The sequence below is a fragment of the Nonomuraea solani genome, from assembly GCF_900108335.1.
Lineage (GTDB): Bacteria > Actinomycetota > Actinomycetes > Streptosporangiales > Streptosporangiaceae > Nonomuraea > Nonomuraea solani.
This window is the reverse complement of record NZ_FNVT01000003.1, coordinates 685,583-702,591: the sequence shown is the minus strand read 5'-3', so window position 1 is coordinate 702,591 and position 17,009 is coordinate 685,583. Positions and strand designations below refer to the sequence as shown.

Sequence of the window (17,009 nt, the reverse complement as noted above, 5' to 3'; positions counted from 1 at the left end):
TGGCATAGTTTCTGACGTGGACGGTCTTCTCGTCGGGCGCTCAGCGGAGTTGGCCGGACTCATGCGGGTGCTGGATTCGGCCGCCCAGGGCACGGCCGGGGTGGCGCTCGTCGGCGGCGACGCCGGGATCGGCAAGACCCGGCTGACCTCCGAGCTGGCCGCCGAGGCCCGCGAGCGCGGTTTCCACGTGCTGATCGGCCAGTGCGCCGAGCTCGGCGACGCGCTGCCCTACCTGCCGCTGGCCGACGCGCTGCGCGGCGCGGAGCCCGCCGTGCGCGAGGCCGCCGCCGCCCATCCCATGCTGGGGCAACTGCTGCCGGGCACGGACAACGCGTCCTCGGCCGGGCTGACCCAGCAGCGGCTGTTCGGCTCGCTGCTCGGGCTGCTGGCCGACCTGCAGCCGGTGCTGTTCGTGATCGAGGACCTGCACTGGGCCGACCGCTCCACCCGCGACCTGCTGGTCTTCCTCAGCCGCATGGTGCAGAGCGAGCGGGTCTGCGTCGTCGGCACCTACCGCACCGACGACCTGCACCGCCGCCACCCGCTCCGCTCCGTGCTGGCCGAGCTGAAGCGGCTGCCCACGGTGATGAGCGTGGAGCTGGGGCCGCTGGGTTCGGGCGAAATGTCTGACTATGTCGCCACCTTGGGTGAGGTGGACGCGCACGGGCTCGGCCTCATCGTCGCCCGCGCCGACGGCAACCCGTTCTACGCGGAGGAGCTGTTCGCGGCCATGGCCGAGGGCGACAGCCTGCCCGACGAGCTGGCCAGCCTGCTGATGTCCAGGGTCGAGCTGCTGTCCGAGGCCGGGCAGCGGGTGCTCAGGGCCGCCGCCGTGGCCGGGCGCCGGGTGGAGGACGAGCTACTGCGCGAGGTGTCGGGGCTGCCGGCGGCGGAGTTCGAGGAGGTGGTCAGGGAGATCGTCTCGCGCGGGCTGCTGCGGGTCGACGGCTACGGCTACGCCTTCCGCCACGCGCTCCTGCAGGAGGCCGTCTACACCGACCTGCTGCCCGGCGAGCGCACCAGGCTGCACGCCGCCTTCGCCCGCCTGCTCACCTCGCCGGCCGAGCTGGCGCACCACTACCTCGCGGGCCACGACCTGGCCGGGGCGCTGTCGGCGTCAGTGGAGGCGGGCCGGCTGGCCGAGCGGGTCGGGGCGCCCGCCGAGGCGCACAGCCACTACGACCAGGCGCTCAGCCTGTGGGAACGCGTGCGGGAGGCGGAGCGGCTGGCCGGGGAGAGCCGCGTGGAGCTGGCCTTCCGCAGCGCCCTCATGGCGGCCGACAGCGGTGACAACCACCGGGCGGCCACCCAGCTCCGCGCGCTGCCGCCGACGTCCCGGGTGAGCGAGCGGCTCGCCTACTACCTCTACGAGCTCGACGACCGCGAGGGCGCGATCGAGGCGGCCGAGCGGGCGGTGGAGAGCGCCGAAGACCAGGTCGCGCTCGCCCGCGCGCTGGCCACCTACGCCCGCACGCTGCTCTGGACGTCGCGTCACCAGGAGGTCGAGGAGTTGTCCACGCGGGCGCTGGAGACCGCCCGTGCCGCCGGGGCCCGCGACGCCGAGGCGGGCGCCATGCTCACGCTGGCCACCTTCGTCGAGGTCCGGGGCGACCTGGCCAGGGCCCACGAGCTGGTCGACACCGCCTCCGCCGAGGGCACCGGCAACCTGGCCATGGACCTGCGCGCCCGCTTCCACCACGCCCGCATCCACTACGAGCAGGGGCTGCTGGCCGACGCCGCCGACGTGGCCGACGGAGGTGTCCGCCTGGCGTTCGAGACCGGGCTCAAGTGGAGCACCTACGGCACCGACCTGCGCTTCCTGCGTTTCCTGATCCACTACCTGGCCGGGGAGTGGGATCAGGCGGAGGCGGTGGCGGCCGGGTTCGGGGCGCGGGTGGGCACGGTGCCGGAGGCGATCCTGTCGTCGTTCGCGCTGTTCATCGAGGTGGCGCGCGGCCTGCCGGCGGTCGAGGGGCGGCTGAGCTGGCTGCGTCCGTTCTGGCCCGACGAGCTGGTCTCCTACATGTCCAGGGGTCTGGCGGCCGAGCACGCGCTGTGGCAGGGCGATCCCGAGGGAGCCCTCGAGCACGTGCGCGCGGCCATGGCGCCGCTGGTCCCCGGCGAGACCGGCGTGGTGCGGCTGGCCGCCGTCGGGCTGTGGGCGCTGGCCGAGCTGGGCACCACGGAAGGGGCCGACGAGCTGCGCGCGAGCGCCCGGCTGGCCGTCGAGGCGGGCCCCACGGGGGACGGCGGGCACATGGGCGCCGAAGGGCTGGCCTGGGCCGCGCGGGTGGAGGCCGAGTGGCACCGCGTGCACGGGCGGCTCGACGTGGAGCTGTGGCGGGGGGTGGTGTCGGCGTTCGACTTCGGGTTCGTGTATGAGGTGGCGCGGGCACGGTGGCGGCTGGCCGAGGCACTGCTGGCGGCCGGCGACCGCGACGCCGCCCAGGTGGAGTTCGGCCTGGCCAGGGAGACGGCGGGCAAGCTGCGGGCGGCGCCACTGGAGAACGCCCTGCTGGACTTCGGGCGGCGGGCCCGGTTCGGGAGTGGCGGCTCTGGCGGCTCGTCCGGTGCGGGCGTTCCTGGTGATGGTGGGCTGACGGCCCGGGAGGTCGAGGTGTTGCGGCTGGTCGCGGAGGGGCTGACCAACCGGGAGGTGGCTGAGAGGTTGTTCATCGCGCAGAAGACGGTGAGCGTGCACGTGTCCAACATCCTGGGCAAACTTGACGCCTCCACCCGCACGCAGGCGGCCGCCACGGCACGGCAACGGGGGTTGCTGGACTGACCTCGGCTGAGCCGGCTGGGTTGGCGGCTGGCCGGCGACCGGGTCAGCGGCGGTGAGCAGGTGCCGGCGCGATCGGCGTCGGGCGCAGCGGGGTTTTTCGGGGTTGTCGCGACAACTGGAAGACCACGGGCGATCGCTTTGGGTGATCTTTGCGCTACGGCTCGTAGCGTCCAGTGATCGAGAACCCTTCACGGGGGCGGCGACGGTGATCGCCGCCGCCGCCTCGTCCTGCCCTCGAAAGGAGCAGTTCATGTCCAAGCTCGCCAAGACCCTTCCCGCCCTCGCCACCCTCGGTGTGTCCGCACTCTTCCTCGCCGCCCCGCAGCCCGCCCAGGCCGTCACCGAGATCTCCTGTGACGCCGCGGGGGACACGCACTTCTCGCCGGGAGTGCAGATGTTCCCGCAGTCCGAGGCCGTCGCCTACCGTGGCACCGAGCGGGGCTGCATCGACCACAGCGACATGGGCATCACCTCCGCCCGCCTCAGCGCCACGTTCGGCGACGTGGACCTGAGCTGTGTGGCGAGCGACTTCGGCGGTGGCACGGGTACCGCCACCATCGAGTGGACCGTGAACGGTGGCAAGCAGACCAGCACGGTCGACCTGACCATCGACGAGACCATGCTGAACACCGCCAAGGTGTCCGGTGTCGTGACGAAGGGTGTGTTCGAGGGGCAGCGGTTCACCGGTGAGTTCGACACGAACCTGCTGGGCGGGGCCGGCAAGTGCACGGCGGGCGCGCTGTTCGGCGGGGTGAAGAGCGCCGGCTTCAAGGGCCACTTCAGCATCGGCTGATTCGGTGGAGACCGGTGGGCCGGCTCTCGGGAGCCGGCCCACCGTCGTGCGTCCGGGGTCAGCTGGTGATGGTCAGGTCGCGCAGGAGGAAGTAGCCGGCGTGGTCGCTCTGCAGGTACGCGTGGAAGCTCGTGGCCTTGGAGCGGGCCGACTTGTCCGCGGTGACGATCGTGACGACCAGATACTTCTTGGACGCGCCCGAACGGACCTTGCCGTACGCGTACGTGCTGTGCGCCCTGTTCTTTCGCCAGGTCACGGCGTCCGAGCTCAGCTTCGCCAGCCGGTCGGCCGCGGTCTTGGCGGCCTTTTCGGTGGGGAAGGACATCATGAGCTGGACCGCCTTGAGGTGGCCGCCGTACGCGGAGTAGGCGAGCTCGACGGCCCGCTGGCACTTGTTCTTGGCCAGCACGCCCTGGCCGTCCACCGGGTCGCACGAGTTGTAGGTCCAGCCGGCCACCTTGTCGGCCTTGTGCTTGACGCCGCCCAGGGCGAAGTTCCAGTCGCTGAACTCGTTATGGGTGAGCGGGGAGTTCGGCTGCGCGCGCTTCGAGGTGCCGGTGGTCTCGGACGGCTCCGGGTCCGTCGGGGTTTCGGAAGGGGTGGCCGTCGGAGTCTCCGCAGGCGCGGATGATGGCGGGTCGGACGCTGGCGGGTCCGAGGACTGGGTGATGGTGGGCATGCTGATGGGGGCGGGGCCGGGGGAGCTCAGGTAGAAGTACGCGCCGATGCCGGCGCCGCCCAGGAGGAGCACGGCCACGCCCGCCACCAGGCCGATGATCAGGCCGGTGTTGCTCTTGGCCGGGGGGCGCGGGATGTAGCCGGACGGGGGGTACTGGCCGGGCTGGGTCGGAGGGTACTGGCCCGGGGGGTGCTGGCCTGGGGGGTGCTGGCCTGGGGGGTGCTGGCCTGGGGGGTACTGGTTCTGAGGCTGGGTCGGAGGGTGCTGGCCTGGCTGGGTCGGGGGTCCGTACGGCGGTTGCCGAGGTCCATGAGGCTGGGGCGGGCCGTACCCTTGCGGCGCTCCCTGACCCTGCGCACCCCAGGGCCCTTGCGGGTGGGGCTGTGGCTGCGGAGGCTGTGGAGGGTATGCCATTCCCCCATTGTGGTGCAGTCCTGTACGTTGCGCCCCAACTACCCCACAAACTCCCCAGGGCGATGCTTTGGTAGCCAGGGGCGCGACCAAGGTTCGATGCCGGGCCCCGCCCGCCGTCCGTAGCTTCGGGATCATGACGCAACTGCGCACGCCACTCCCCGCCCGGGTCCACGAGATCGACGCGATCCGGGGGTTCGCGCTGGCGGGCATCCTGGTGGCGAACATCGGCTTCTTCGCCGACCCCGGTTACGCCATCGACGGCACCATGCCCATCCCCGACGGGCCGGTCGCCATGGCGATCACCGCCTTCGTGCTGACCAAGTTCTACATCATCTTCTCGTTCCTGTTCGGCTACTCGTTCACGCTGCAGATGCGCTCGGCCGAGCGGGCGGGCGCGAGCGTGACGGCCAGGACTCTGCGCAGGTGCCTGGGCCTGTTCGTGATCGGTGTGCTGCACGGGATCCTGCTGTGGGTCGGCGACATCCTCACCCTGTACGCCGTCCTCGGCCTGATCCTGCTGGCCATGCGCAACGTCAAGCCGAAGACGGCCGTCATCACCGGGTCCGTCATCGTCGGCGTGATGACCCTGCTGCTGTCGGCCCTGGCGCTCCTGAGCCTCCTGGTCCCGGAGACCGGAGCGGCCCAGGCGGCCGACCCGGCCGTGGCGGCGCGGACGCTGGCCCTGGCCACCGGCGGCCCGCTCGACTTCCTGACCCTCCAACTGAAGCTCTATCCGCCGCTCGTCGCGATGGTCTGGGTCTTCCAGGGGCCGATGGCGCTGGCCATGTTCCTGTTCGGGCTGGCGGCGGGCAAGTCCAGGCTGCTGGAGGACACCGGGCGATGGTCCCGGCTGCTGCCGCGGATCCAGTGGATCGGCTTCGGCGCGGGCATCCCGGGCGGAATCCTGCTCGCGGTGACCGCCAGCGGCTCCGGCGCCGCGGGGACGGCCGTCACCGCCCTGAACAGCGTCACCTCGATCCTGCTCGCCGCCGCCTACGTCGCCACCCTGCTGAGGATCATCAGACGCGTCCCCGCCGTGGGCCGCGCGCTGGCGCCCGCCGGCCGGGTGGCGGCCTCCAACTACGTCGGGCAGTCGATCCTGGCCTGCCTGGTCTTCACCGGGTACGGCCTGGCGCTGGCGGGCAAGCTGGCGCCGATCGCGGTGATGGGGGTGGCCCTGGTGATCTACACGGTCCTGCTCTGGCTCAGCGCGCTCTGGCTGCGGAACCACCGCTACGGCCCCGTCGAGTACGTCCTTCGCCGCCTCACCATCGCCCAATAGGTATTTCTCCCTGTACGCCGGTGCTCTGGGAGAGCACGATTCTGGAGAAACGGCAGGAGGGAGCAGCCGTGCCGGTGGCCTGGGGAACCGTACGAGGACGGGTCGTCTTCGACAGCTCCCTGCATCCCCTGTTCATGGAGCGGCAGTCCGCCGGATTCTCGTGGACCGGGACCCGCTCCCTGCTGCTGACCGACCAGCCGGCCGTGTACGTGCACGACACCGGCGGGCTCGGCACCCCGGTCGTCACCGCGCTCGACCCGGCGGCCGACCCCGACGCCACCATCGAACTGGTCGACGCGAGCACCAGGCTCGTCGCCGACCTGCGGCTGCCGCAGGGCAGGACGATCCAGCTCACCTCGGGCGAACTGGACCAGCCCGCCCTCACCGCGCTGACCGGGCTGCGCGGCCGGCTGATGCCCGGGGCCGCCGCGACGGACTTCATCAGCCCGTGCGCGATCTCCATCACCCTGGCGTACGAATCAGCGCCCGACGGCTCCGCGCCGGAGGAGCTGGCCGCGTACGTCGTCGTCGCCGGAGGCCGGCTGCAGTTGCGCAGCCGCGGCGACATCCCCATCGAGTGGCCCGTGAACCGGGTCACCGTGACTCCCGTCGGGCCGAGCGCAGTCACGCTGCGGGGCGGCGCTTTGCTCGGCGGGCATTTCCTCACCGGCGCGACCCTGCACCTGGTGACCCCGCAGGTCCGGCAGGCCTTCATGGCCGTCATGGGGTCGGCGGGCCCAGGGCCGCGCACGGTGGGCACGTCCGCGCCGGTGACGCTCCGCGGCCTGAACGGAGGCGGCGACGGAAAGGCGGACTGTGTGCTCAGCGCGCACGAGCTGGAGTTCCAGTCGCCCGACACTCAGGAGGTGCTTGCGCACTTCGATCTCGGCGACCCGCGGCTCCGGATCGCCGGGACCGTCGAGCGGTTCGTCGTGTTCAGCCCGGCGCACGGCCCGGTGACGGTCGAGTGCGCCTCCGAGGTGTTCGGGCGGCGGCTGTACCAGAACGCGGAGCTGCGGGCCGCCGCCGAGCGCACTCTCACCTCCGGCGTGCTGCCCGCCGAGCTGGCCGACGGGCGGCCGGTGGCGTGCGCGTTCGCGCCGGACGGGATGCGGGTCAAGGGGGCCGGGGTCAACCTGCGGATCCCGTACCAGTCGATCAGGACGGTCGAGGGGCGGCCGGGGCTGCCGCGGGCGGCGGTGCGGCTGACGACCGAGCGGACCGAGCTTGAGGTCGTCGCCGCGCCCGAGCTGGTCCAGGCCCTGCACATCGAGGTCAGGGCGTGGAGCAACGCGTGCGCGGAGCCCGCGCGGGTGCCCGGCATGTTGCGGGCCGCCGTCGGGCTGGAGGAGGACTACCTGCTCTACACCGTGTTCGGCCCGTTCTACGAGCTGCACGCGGCGTTGCTCGGCGACGTCGGCGCCGACGGGCTGTCCCAGGAGGTCACTCTGCCGGAAGAGGCCGAGGAGCGCTCGCGGGTGGCCGCGGTCCTGCAGGTCGGGCTGGGTGAGCTGCAGGCCCACCTCGACCAGGTCGCCTCCGTGCTGCCGGCCTTCCTGCGGCACCGGGACGCGCGGCTGCTGGCGGCGGTCACGAACGGCGCCGAGCCGGACTGGCTGAAGGCCCAGGAGGGCCGGCTGCGCGCCGCGCTCGCCCCGGTGCAGCGGGCGGCGGCGGAGACCGGGCAGCTCGCCGGGCGGCTCTCCCGGGTGATGGACCTCGACCCCGACGCGCTGCCCAAGGTCGGCTACGCGGCGGCGGCGCTGTCGCTGGGTGCGGCGGCGCTGCTCAACCCGGTGTTCGCGGTGTCGGGCATCTCGCAGGCGTACTCGTCGCACGCCCAGGGCGAGCAGCGCAAGGCCCAGGTGACCGCCCAGGCCGAGCGCGGCTGGGCGATCGTGCTGGACCGCTGGAACGCGCTGGTCGCCACCACGCTGCCGGTGCTCGGGTACGTCCTCACCGAGAACGTGTTCGGCCTGCGCTGGGAGACCGCCCGCCGCATCGGCCAGGAGCTGGCCGCCGCGCCCGAGGCCGCCCGGCCGGCGGTGCTGCGCGCGGTGGCGCGGCGATTGGCCATTCTTGACGTGATGCGCCGCTATCCGGGCGGCACCGGCGTACGGCTGCGGCGGGGCGAGATCGCCGACCATCTGCGTGCCGCCCGCGAGGCCGTACGGACACCGCGTTTCCTGGACTTCTGACGGAGGCCGCCATGTCGATCTTCACCAGCCAGTTCGACCGGGCACGGGAGACGGCGCGGGCGTATACCGGGGAGGCGTCGGAGACCCGGTTCTGGATCCCGGCGGCCATCGCGGTGGCGGTCACCTCGGCGGCCGTGGCCACAGAGAGCTGGGGTGACGGCTGGGACCAGGGGTGGGAGGCCCCGGCCGCTCCCGAGCCGGTCGCGGACGACGGGGGCGCGTGGTCGCACCACGGCGACTACACGGACGCCTCGGTCGGCGGGGACGAGGACTTCCTCTATTTCATCGACGGCGACAGCAGTCTGACCATCGGGTGACTCAGGCGTCCGCGACGATCCGGGCGATGGTCTGGGCGGTGCCGAAATCGGCGGTGAGGCGGTTCTTGACCACCGCGAACGCCACTCCGGTGGCGGTGTCGGCGCAGGCGTAGGAGCCGCCGGCGCCCGGCCAGCCGAACACGGTCCTGGCGTCGCCGGGATCGGCGCCCAGCCGGCCGACGGCGAAGCCGCACGACAGGACGGCGCGGTTGCCGAAGACCTGGTCGACGTCATCCACGAGGGGCCTGGTCACGTCGCGAAGCCGGTTCGCGGAGATCAGCCGTACACCGTCCACCGGGCCGAGCAGGGCGGCGTACATGCGGGCCATGGCCCGGGCCGTCATCTGGCCGCCCGCCGGGATCGGGGCCGACAGCACGTCCGCGCGGTTGCCGAACGCGGCACTGGGCCACACCCCGCGCGGCGCCACCGCGAGCGCGGGAGAGCCGTCGGGCGCCTCGTCATAGCCCGGAGCGTCCTCCAGCCGGGCGAACCGGCCCAGCTCGGCTCGCGGCGCGCCGAGGAACAGCTCCCCGGCCGCCCCGAGAGGCCCGGCGACCTCCTGCCTGAGCACCTCGGAGATGGGCGCGCCGGCCACCCGGCGGACGATCTCGCCGGCGATGTAGCCGAAGGTGTAGGAGTGGTAGCCGGTCCGGGCGCCCGGCTCCCACCAGGGCCGCGCGCCGGCGATCAGCGCGCACATCCGCTCCCAGTCGCACAGGTCTTCGGGGGTGAGGTCCGCGGGCAGCCCCGGTACGCCCGTCGAATGCGTCAGCGCGTCCCGTACCGTCGCGGCGCCCTTGCCGTGCGCCCCGAACTCCGGCCAGACCCGCGCGATCGGCAGGTCGTAGTCGAGGAGCCCCCGCTCGGCCAGCACGTGGACGACGGTGACGGTGATGGCCTTGCCCGCGGAGAACCCGTGGAACGGCGTCGCGGGGGTGACGGGCCGGCCCGTGGCGGCGTCGGCGAGCCCGGCCACGACGTCGGCGACGGGCTCGCCGTGCCGGTGGACGGCGATCTGCAGGCCGCGTTCGGCGCCGGAGCGTACGAGCTCGTCCGCCGCCTCCCGCAACCGCCCCTCCAGCCGGGCGTCCGTCATGAATTCAGGCGCGCGAGCCCGGCCACGACGTTGTGGCGGGTCACGTCCTGGTGGATGAGGTCGCCGGGCTCGGTACGCCAGTCGGCCAGCGGGACCAGACCGGGTTCGAGCAGCTCCAGGTCACCGAAGTACGACAGGATCTCCGCGCGGGTGCGCCAGCGGCCGGTGCCCAGGTTCGCGTTGAAGTTCCGCTCCGCCTCGATGGCGATCTTGGACGCCTCCGGATGCTCGTCGCCCGGATTGTGGAAGTGCACGATGGCCAGATGGCTGCCGGGAGCCAGGACCGAGCGGAAGCGGGCCATGGCGCCGTTGGGGTCTTCGTGGTCGTTGACGTGGTGCAGGACGGACACGAACAACATCCCGAGCGGCCGGCTGAAGTCCAGGAACCCGGCGATCTCGGGGTGCTCCAGGATCTCCGCGGGCCGGCGCACGTCGCCGCCGACCACCTTGGTGACGTCGTCGGTGGCCAGCAGCGCCCGGCCGTGCGCGAGCACCACGGGGTCGTTGTCGACGTAGACGACGCGGGCGTCGGGCGCCACCGCCTGGGCGATCTCGTGGACGTTGCCCCGCGTGGGCAGCCCCGAGCCGAGATCGAGGAACTGGCGGATGCCGGCCTCGGCGGCCATGTGGTGCACCGCGCGGCGCAGGAAGGTGCGGTTGGCCCGCCCCGCCTCGCGGGCGTCGGGCGCGATCTTCAGGGCCTCCTCGGCGACCCTGCGGTCGGCCTCGAAGTTGTCCTTGCCACCGAGGAAGTAGTCATAGACGCGGGCGATGCTGGGCGTCTTGGGGTCGATCCCGGGCGGCGCGTGCTCTGCCATGACACCTCATAGCTTGTGAGGAAAGGGTATCGCCGATCTTGAAGCGTCGGCGCCCGCCGGCCAAATGTACGCTTGCGGCGTGGATCAAGCCAAGGACCAACTGGTGGCCGACATGCCGGGCGCGGTCGGCCCGGAAAGCCCGGGGTGCCTGACGGGCACGCCCGAGGCCCTGCCCGAGCGCATCGCGCGGGCGTACGTGGACCGCATGGAGCGGGCCGACGGCGATGACCCGTTCATCGCGCTCATCCGCAGCGCGGCCTCGGACGAGCGGGCCGCGACCGCGCTCTACCGTGCCATGAGGGAGCGCAGCCTGGCGGCCTACGGGCCGCTCGTGACCGGGCCGGACGCCGACGAGCGGGTCGACCTGCTCGGCGCCCACCTGATCGGGGTCACCTTCAGCCGCTATGTCATCGGCACCGGGCCGCTGTCGAAGATGACGCCCGAGTCACTCGTCCGCCACCTGGCGCGCACCCTGAGCAGCATCCTGGAGGTCTGAGCATGACGCACCCGATCACCCTCGACGACGTGTACGACGCCGCCGCCCGGCTCAAGGGCGTGGCCCACCGCACACCCGTCGTGCGTTCCCGCACCCTCGACGCCCTGGCCGGGGCCGAGGTCTTCCTGAAGTGCGAGAACCTCCAGCGGATCGGGGCGTTCAAGTTCCGCGGGGCCTACAACGCGGTCTCCCGGCTGTCGCCGGACCAGCTCGCCCGGGGCATCGCGGCGTACTCCTCCGGCAACCACGCCCAGGCCGTCGCCCTGGCCGCGCGCGAGCTGGGCGGCACCGCGGTGATCGTCATGCCCGAGGACACCCCGCGTTCCAAGGTCGAGGCGACCGCCGGATACGGCGCGGAGATCGTCACCTACGACCGCTACACCGGCGACCGGGTGGCCATCGGCGCGGCGCTCGCGGCCGAGCGGGGCCTGACACTGATCCCGCCGTACGAGCACCCGCACGTCATGGCCGGTCAGGGCACCGCGGCGCTGGAGCTGATCGAGGAGACGGGCGACCTCGACGCGCTGCTCGTGCCGGTCGGGGGCGGCGGGCTCATCGCGGGCAGCGCCACGGCCGCCAAGGGCCTGCTCCCCGGCATCCGGGTGATCGGCGTGGAGCCCGAGGCGGGCGACGACACCAAGCGGTCGCTGGCCGCGGGTGAGCGGGTGTCGATTCCCGTCCCGCGCACGATCGCGGACGGCCAGGCCGCCGAGACGCCCGGCGAGCTGACCTTCTCCGTCAACCGGCGCCTGGTGGACGACATCGCCCTGGTCAGCGATGACGACATCCGCGCGGCGATGCGGTTCGCCTTCGAGCGGCTCAAGATCGTCATGGAGCCGAGCGGTGCCAGCGCGCTGGCCGCCCTGCTGGCGGGGCGCCTTGAAAGCGTCCCGTCCCGGATCGGCGTGATCATCTCTGGCGGGAACATCGACACACGTCGTTTCGCCGAACTATGCGCTGCTGACCGCTGAGGCCCGCGACTTCCGGGTGTTCCGGGCCGGTTCCGCCGTGGGGGGATGGTGGCGCCGTCCTTGCCACGCCGGGGTTGAACGTGGCGGGTTTATGACATGTCCGGACCCCGCCAGCCGAAACCCGGTCAGCGGCGGACGGCCGGTGCCACGCTGGGCAGGCTTGTACGTCGTATGTGTGGAGGCGGGGACGATGTGGCCAGGGCAGTGGCGTCCGGTTCGGCGATGGATGGCGGTCGCCGCGGCGCTGGTCGTGAGCGGGACTCCGGTGACGGTGGCGAGAGCCGACAGCGCGCCGGAGCGTCGTTTACCGGGACTGGTGCCGGTTCAGGAGCGGCGGGACTACGACGTCACGCTGATCACCGGTGACAAGGTGCACGTCACGGTCGGCAAGGACGGCCGGCAGCGGGCGAGCGTGACCCCGCGTGCCGGCAAGCCGCCCGGCGCCGGGTTCCGGATGGTCGAGCACGACGGCGAACTGTCCGTGCTGCCCGCCGACGTGGCCGCCCTCGTGCCGGAGCGGCTCGATCCCGAGCTGTTCAACGTGACGTCGCTGGCCGCCCAGGGATACACCGACCAGCAGACCGACTCCCTTCCGCTGATCGTCAAGTACGGCGGCAACGCCCCCGTGCCCCTCACCGGGGCGACGGCGGTCAGCCGGCTGGCGAGCATCGGCGGGGCGGGGATCAAACTGGCGAAGAAGGACGCGGCCGCCTTCGCCGCCGGGCTGGTCACCCCCGCCGGGCTGGCCGCCGGGGTGACCAAGGTGTGGCTGGACCACAAGGTCAAGGCGGGGCGGGCCGCGAGCGCCGCCGTGGCCCCGGCGGCGGGTGGCGCGGCCGTCGTCCCGGCGGCGGGTGCGGCTGCGAGCGGGGAAGACGGCGCCGGCACCACCGTCGCCGTGCTCGACAGCGGCATCGACGCGGGCCACCCCGACCTGGCCGGTGCGATCACCGCCGCCCGGGACTTCACCTGGGAGGCCGATCCCGCCGACCACTTCGGCAGCGGTACGGCCATGGCCGCCGTCATCGCGGGCAGCGGCGCCGCCTCGGGAGGCGCGTACAAGGGCGTCGCCCCCGGCGCGAAGCTGGCCAACGGCAAGATCCTCGACTCCGGCGGCGCCGGGCTGGCCTCGTGGGCCATCCAGGGCATGGAATGGGCGTCCCAGGAGGTCAAGGCCCAGGTCGTGGCGATGGCGATGAGCGTACCCGCCTCGGGTGGCCCGCTCACCGAGGCCGTCGACGAGCTGACCGCCAGGAACGGCACCCTGTTCGTCATCAGCTCCAACGACCGCGGTTGCCAGACGTGCGTCGAGAGCCCCGCCGACGCCCCGGCCGCGCTCACGGTCGGCGCCGTGGACGGCAAGGGCGCGCTCGCGGACTTCTCCAGCTACGGACCCGTGGGCCTGAACCGCGCGGTCAAGCCCGAGCTCACCGCGCTCGGCGTCGGCGTGGTCACCGGCCGCGCCCAGGGCACCCCGGTGGGCGAGGCCATCGGGGAGCACTACGCGCGCTTCTCCGGCACCTCGCTGGCGGCCTCGGCCGCGGCGGGCACGGCGGCGCTGCTCCGGCAGGCCACCCCCGGCATCACCGCGCCCGAGCTCAAGTCGGCGCTGGTGGGCGGTTCGGAGGCGCACTCCGGTGTACCGGTGGACAAGGGCGGGGCGGGCCGGCTGGCCATCGGCGGCGCGCTCGCCCGTACGGTGCTGGCCGACGCCGCCGTGCTCGACTTCGGGCTCTCGACGGCCGGCACCGGCGCCCCGGTGACGCGCCCGGTCACCTACCGCAATCCCGGCACCGCGCCGGTCACCCTCGCGCTCGCGGCGAAGGCCCCGTTCACGCTCTCCGCGAGCGAGCTCACCCTGCCGCCGGGCGGCAAGGGCAAGGTGAACGTCACCCTCGACCCCGCCAAGGCGGAGGCCGGCTGGGTGCGCACGGAGCTGACCGCCACCCCTTCGGGCGGCGCCGCGCTCCGCACGCCGCTGACCGGCAACGTCGAGGTCGAGCGGGTCAAGCTGCGGGTGAGCGCCGTCGCGCGGGACGGCCGCCCGGAACGCACGCTGCCCAACGTGATGAACCTGGCGACCGGCGGGCTGTTCGGCCGTGAGCTGCCGGGCGACCCCGACAGGGAGTGCGCGGCCGACACCGGGTACTGCTGGCTCGTGCCGCCGGGCACGTACTCGATCCTCGGGCTCGTCAACACCATGCGGCCGGACTATGACGGCGGCGAGTTCTTCAACCGGGGCGACGTGCTCAACCAGAGCTTCGTCGGAAACCCGCAGATCGAGGTCACCCGCGACACCACGTACGTGATGGACGCCCGCAAGGCGGTCGCGGTGCGGATCGACACGCCGGACCACGTCACGAAGCGGAACCCCGGCGCGGCCACCAAGCTCATCTACACCAGGGCGCCCGCCGACGGCCCCCGCTACACCGAGAGCTTCCTCCAGGAAGGACGCCTCGAAGAGAGCTTCTACCTGCAGCCGACCGCCAAGGTGAGCAAGGGCGAGTTCGCCGTCGCCACGCGGTGGCGGCTGGACGCGCCCGCGATCACCATGCGCGTGGCCGGCGTCGATCTCGACCCCGAATACCCCGACGCCGTGTTCTTCAGCAACAGGTCCACCCAGTTCCCGCGCCTCGACGGGACCGAGCGGTTGCAGGCCGTGGACGCCGGTGACGGCCGGGCGCTCGCGGGGCGCCGCGATCTGGGTGGCAAGCTGGCGCTGGTCCGCCGCACGCCGGACGTCCCGGTCTCCACGCTGGTCAACGCCGCGGCCGCCGCCGGCGCCCGGATGGTCGCCGTGTACGGGGACCGACACCTGACCTGGAACGAGGCCCAGCTGAAGGCGCCTGCCGTGATGCTCACCGAGCAGGAGGGCACCCGGCTGGCCGAGCTGCTGCGCGCCCAGCTCGTCACCGTGGTGGCCAAGGGCGTGGTGGCCAGCCCGTACGTCTACGACCTGTACCTGAGCGAGAACGGCCGGATCAGGGACGAACCCGCGTACACCGTCAAAACGGACTCGCTCGCCCGGGTGGACACGGCCTTCCACGGTCAGCAGCCCGGTACGGCGCAGTCGGAGGCCAAGTACGGCTGGATGCCGTGGGAGGGCACCTCGTGGGACGTCACCAGGCCGGTGCCGGGCGCGCCGCGGGTCCGTACCGACTATCTGAGCCCGGCACCCGAGGTGCGGTGGAGCACGTCGGCGGACATGCCCGAACGGCCCTACAACGTGCAGTTCCCCGAGGAGGAGCAGGGCCAGGTCTCGGTCGCCGACGTCGAGCGCGCCTACAAGGCGGGCGAGCGGACCGCGCACACCTGGTTCAAGCAGCCGGTGGCGGCGGGGTTCCCGGCCGACTCGCCGACGACGCGGCAGGGCGACGTGATGACCGTCGACATGCGGGCGTTCGTGGACGGGGACGGGAACGTGGGCAGCACGCCGAGCGACCCGTTCGAGCACGGCGTCAAGTCGGACTGGCGCATCTACCGGGGCGACGAGCTGGTCGCCTGGACCGATCTGGGCGGTTCCGGCCAGGTGTGGCTGACGCCGGAGCGGGCCGGGTACCGGGTGGAGTACACGGTGGAGAACCGGTCGAAGTGGGCGCGGCTGTCCACGAGGACGAAGACGGTGTGGACGTTCGACTCCGAGCGGGTCGTGGGGGACGCGGTGGCGCTGCCGCTGCTGGCGCTCTCGTACGACGCGCCCGTGGACGTGGCCAACCAGGCCGGCTCCACCCGGCTCGGCCTGACCGTCGCCCACCAGCCGGGCGCCAAGGGGAGCGCGATCGCGAATGTGTCCCTGGAGACGTCCGCGGACGACGGCAGGACGTGGCGGCCGGCGCAGCGGGTGCGTGACGTGGGCCAGGGCAGGTACGACGCCCTCATCGAGTGGCCCGCCTCCGGCGTGGTGTCGCTTCGGGTCAAGGCGTCGGACGCGGCCGGGTCCACGGTGACGCAGGAGGTGATCAGGGCGTACGGCACGCGCTGACGCAGGAGGTGATCAGGGGCGTACGGCACGCGCTGACGTGCCCGGCGGTGTCGCGTGGCACAGCCTGGCCGGGAACGTCACGTCGGCCGAGGCGGTGCCGCCGGAGGTGATCAGCCGGTGGAACAACCAGCTGATCCATTCCGGCTCGCTCAGCCCTGGCTTCAACATGTTCCTGGCCTCGGGGGCGTACACGATCACCGCGAAGCTCACCGCGCACAACACCGGCGCCGCGGCGATCGACTACACCTGCCTGATCAGCGCGGCCGGTGGCGCCGACACCGACAACGCCGAGGGCACCCTGCCGGCCAACGGGAAGCAGGATGTCTTCCTCAACGTCGTGCACAACTTCACCAGCACCGGGCAGCTCAGCTTCGCCTGCACCAAGCCGGGGGGCACGGCGCAGGTGCGCATGTTGCAGGTGAAGATCACCGCCATCAAGGTCAACTCGCTGGACAACCAGCCGTTCTGACCCATCATCCGGAGCGGCGGCCTTTCCTCTCGGAGGCCGCCGTTCAGGCTTTATGACGGCATGCAGGCCGCCGGCTTCGACGAGGACGGCAAGCTCCAGGTCGGTCCCGAGGAGAAACCCCCTGGACCCGGGGGACGACGACCTGACGCCGCAGCAGTACGACGCCAAGCTCCGCGAGCTGCCGACCGACCCTCGAAAGCTGCTGGCCAAGGTGACGGCCGATCGCCACTGGATCGAGGGGGCGCGCGAGGAGGGAGTCCCGCACGAGATCACGCCCGCCGACATCCGGGCCTACACCGTGATCATGCTCTATCTGAGCAGGTACGGCACGATGCCGCCGCGTTTGGAAGCGGCCATGTTCCGCGCCCTGGCGCTCATTCCCGGCGTACGGATGGAGCAGGGCGTCGCCGACCCGGCCGGTCGCGTCGGTCTGGGCATCTGGTTCGAGGGCGGCCACGACTTCGCCTACCGCCGCTACGAGATCCTGGATCCGAAGACGTACCGGTACCTGGGGACGCGGATGGTGTGGCTGCGCGACGAGTACCTTGGGGACGGCCCCGAGCCCGCCTTCCGCAAGGGCTCGGTCGGCGGTACGGCCCTGCTGGCCTCGGCCATCGTGGACCGTCCCGGCGAGCGGGGGTAGCCTCCTCCTCCCGCCTCACCCCCTCTCGCCTCACCCCCTCGCCCTCGCCCTCGCCCTCGGTTTCGC

Annotated in this window: 13 protein-coding genes; 10 read left to right on the top strand and 3 right to left on the bottom strand. The window is 72.6% G+C overall.

The genetic code is table 11. From position 1 onward, the window contains the following. Positions 1–16 precede the first annotated feature (16 nt). The gene (locus tag C4V41_RS14315) at positions 17–2,785 is read left to right on the top strand and encodes a helix-turn-helix transcriptional regulator (RefSeq protein WP_235030113.1); all 2,769 of its coding nucleotides are present in this window, start codon (positions 17–19) and stop codon (positions 2,783–2,785) included. Between the two features lie 250 nt (positions 2,786–3,035). After that, positions 3,036–3,578, top strand: coding sequence for a hypothetical protein (locus tag C4V41_RS14310; protein WP_103956296.1), 543 nt, complete (start codon positions 3,036–3,038; stop codon positions 3,576–3,578). Between the two features lie 58 nt (positions 3,579–3,636). On the opposite strand, the gene C4V41_RS14305 is transcribed toward C4V41_RS14310, so the two are convergent. Then, positions 3,637–4,344, bottom strand: coding sequence for a hypothetical protein (locus C4V41_RS14305; RefSeq protein WP_103956295.1), 708 nt, complete (start codon positions 4,342–4,344; stop codon positions 3,637–3,639). Between the two features lie 460 nt (positions 4,345–4,804). Between C4V41_RS14305 and C4V41_RS14300 the strand changes: the two genes are divergently transcribed. From C4V41_RS14300 to C4V41_RS14290, 3 genes are all read left to right on the top strand, one after another. Then, positions 4,805–5,953, top strand: coding sequence for a DUF418 domain-containing protein (locus tag C4V41_RS14300; RefSeq protein WP_103956294.1), 1,149 nt, complete (start codon positions 4,805–4,807; stop codon positions 5,951–5,953). Positions 5,954–6,021: 68 nt separating this feature from the next. Further along, the gene (locus tag C4V41_RS14295) at positions 6,022–8,151 is read left to right on the top strand and encodes a hypothetical protein (RefSeq protein ID WP_103956293.1); all 2,130 of its coding nucleotides are present in this window, start codon (positions 6,022–6,024) and stop codon (positions 8,149–8,151) included. Positions 8,152–8,162: 11 nt separating this feature from the next. Then, positions 8,163–8,468, top strand: coding sequence for a hypothetical protein (locus C4V41_RS14290; RefSeq protein WP_103956292.1), 306 nt, complete (start codon positions 8,163–8,165; stop codon positions 8,466–8,468). Position 8,469: 1 nt separating this feature from the next. On the opposite strand, the gene C4V41_RS14285 is transcribed toward C4V41_RS14290, so the two are convergent. Both C4V41_RS14285 and C4V41_RS14280 read right to left on the bottom strand, forming a co-directional pair. Then, complete coding sequence (locus C4V41_RS14285; RefSeq protein WP_103956291.1) at positions 8,470–9,564, bottom strand: serine hydrolase domain-containing protein; 1,095 nt, start codon at positions 9,562–9,564, stop codon at positions 8,470–8,472. Further along, positions 9,561–10,382 carry an SAM-dependent methyltransferase gene (locus tag C4V41_RS14280; protein ID WP_103956290.1) on the bottom strand — a complete coding sequence of 274 codons (822 nt, stop codon included), beginning with the start codon at positions 10,380–10,382 and terminating at the stop codon, positions 9,561–9,563. The genes C4V41_RS14285 and C4V41_RS14280 overlap by 4 nt, the downstream gene beginning before the upstream one ends. A gap of 79 nt (positions 10,383–10,461) precedes the next feature. On the opposite strand from C4V41_RS14280, the gene C4V41_RS14275 reads away from it, so the two are divergent. The 5 genes from C4V41_RS14275 (at position 10,462) to C4V41_RS14255 (ending at position 16,943) form a co-directional block, all read left to right on the top strand. Beyond that, positions 10,462–10,878, top strand: a complete 417-nt coding sequence (locus C4V41_RS14275; RefSeq protein WP_146103655.1) for a TetR/AcrR family transcriptional regulator — start codon at positions 10,462–10,464, stop codon at positions 10,876–10,878. A gap of 2 nt (positions 10,879–10,880) precedes the next feature. Further along, a complete protein-coding gene (locus C4V41_RS14270; RefSeq protein ID WP_103956288.1) occupies positions 10,881–11,849 on the top strand; it encodes a threo-3-hydroxy-L-aspartate ammonia-lyase in 969 nt (322 codons plus the stop codon). 226 nt (positions 11,850–12,075) lie between these two features. Continuing rightward, positions 12,076–15,831 (top strand): S8 family serine peptidase, encoded by a 3,756-nt coding sequence (locus C4V41_RS14265; RefSeq protein ID WP_160150279.1) that lies wholly within the window; start codon positions 12,076–12,078, stop codon positions 15,829–15,831. A gap of 37 nt (positions 15,832–15,868) precedes the next feature. Continuing rightward, positions 15,869–16,300: a hypothetical protein gene (locus tag C4V41_RS14260; RefSeq protein WP_103956286.1), complete on the top strand. Its 432-nt coding sequence runs from the start codon at positions 15,869–15,871 to the stop codon at positions 16,298–16,300. Between the two features lie 52 nt (positions 16,301–16,352). Next, positions 16,353–16,943, top strand: a complete 591-nt coding sequence (locus C4V41_RS14255; protein ID WP_103956285.1) for a hypothetical protein — start codon at positions 16,353–16,355, stop codon at positions 16,941–16,943. Positions 16,944–17,009 lie beyond the last annotated feature (66 nt).

Bases quoted from the DNA above. Each gene is read 5' to 3' on its own strand.
- C4V41_RS14310 (WP_103956296.1), top strand. From the start codon at position 3,036: ATGTCCAAGCTCGCCAAGACCCTTCCCGCCCTCGCCACCCTCGGTGTG.
- C4V41_RS14300 (WP_103956294.1), top strand. From the start codon at position 4,805: ATGACGCAACTGCGCACGCCACTCCCCGCCCGGGTCCACGAGATCGAC.
- C4V41_RS14290 (WP_103956292.1), top strand. From the start codon at position 8,163: ATGTCGATCTTCACCAGCCAGTTCGACCGGGCACGGGAGACGGCGCGG.
- C4V41_RS14285 (WP_103956291.1), bottom strand. From the start codon at position 9,564: ATGACGGACGCCCGGCTGGAGGGGCGGTTGCGGGAGGCGGCGGACGAG.
- C4V41_RS14280 (WP_103956290.1), bottom strand. From the start codon at position 10,382: ATGGCAGAGCACGCGCCGCCCGGGATCGACCCCAAGACGCCCAGCATC.
- C4V41_RS14270 (WP_103956288.1), top strand. From the start codon at position 10,881: ATGACGCACCCGATCACCCTCGACGACGTGTACGACGCCGCCGCCCGG.
- C4V41_RS14265 (WP_160150279.1), top strand. From the start codon at position 12,076: ATGGCGGTCGCCGCGGCGCTGGTCGTGAGCGGGACTCCGGTGACGGTG.
- C4V41_RS14255 (WP_103956285.1), top strand. From the start codon at position 16,353: ATGACGGCATGCAGGCCGCCGGCTTCGACGAGGACGGCAAGCTCCAGG.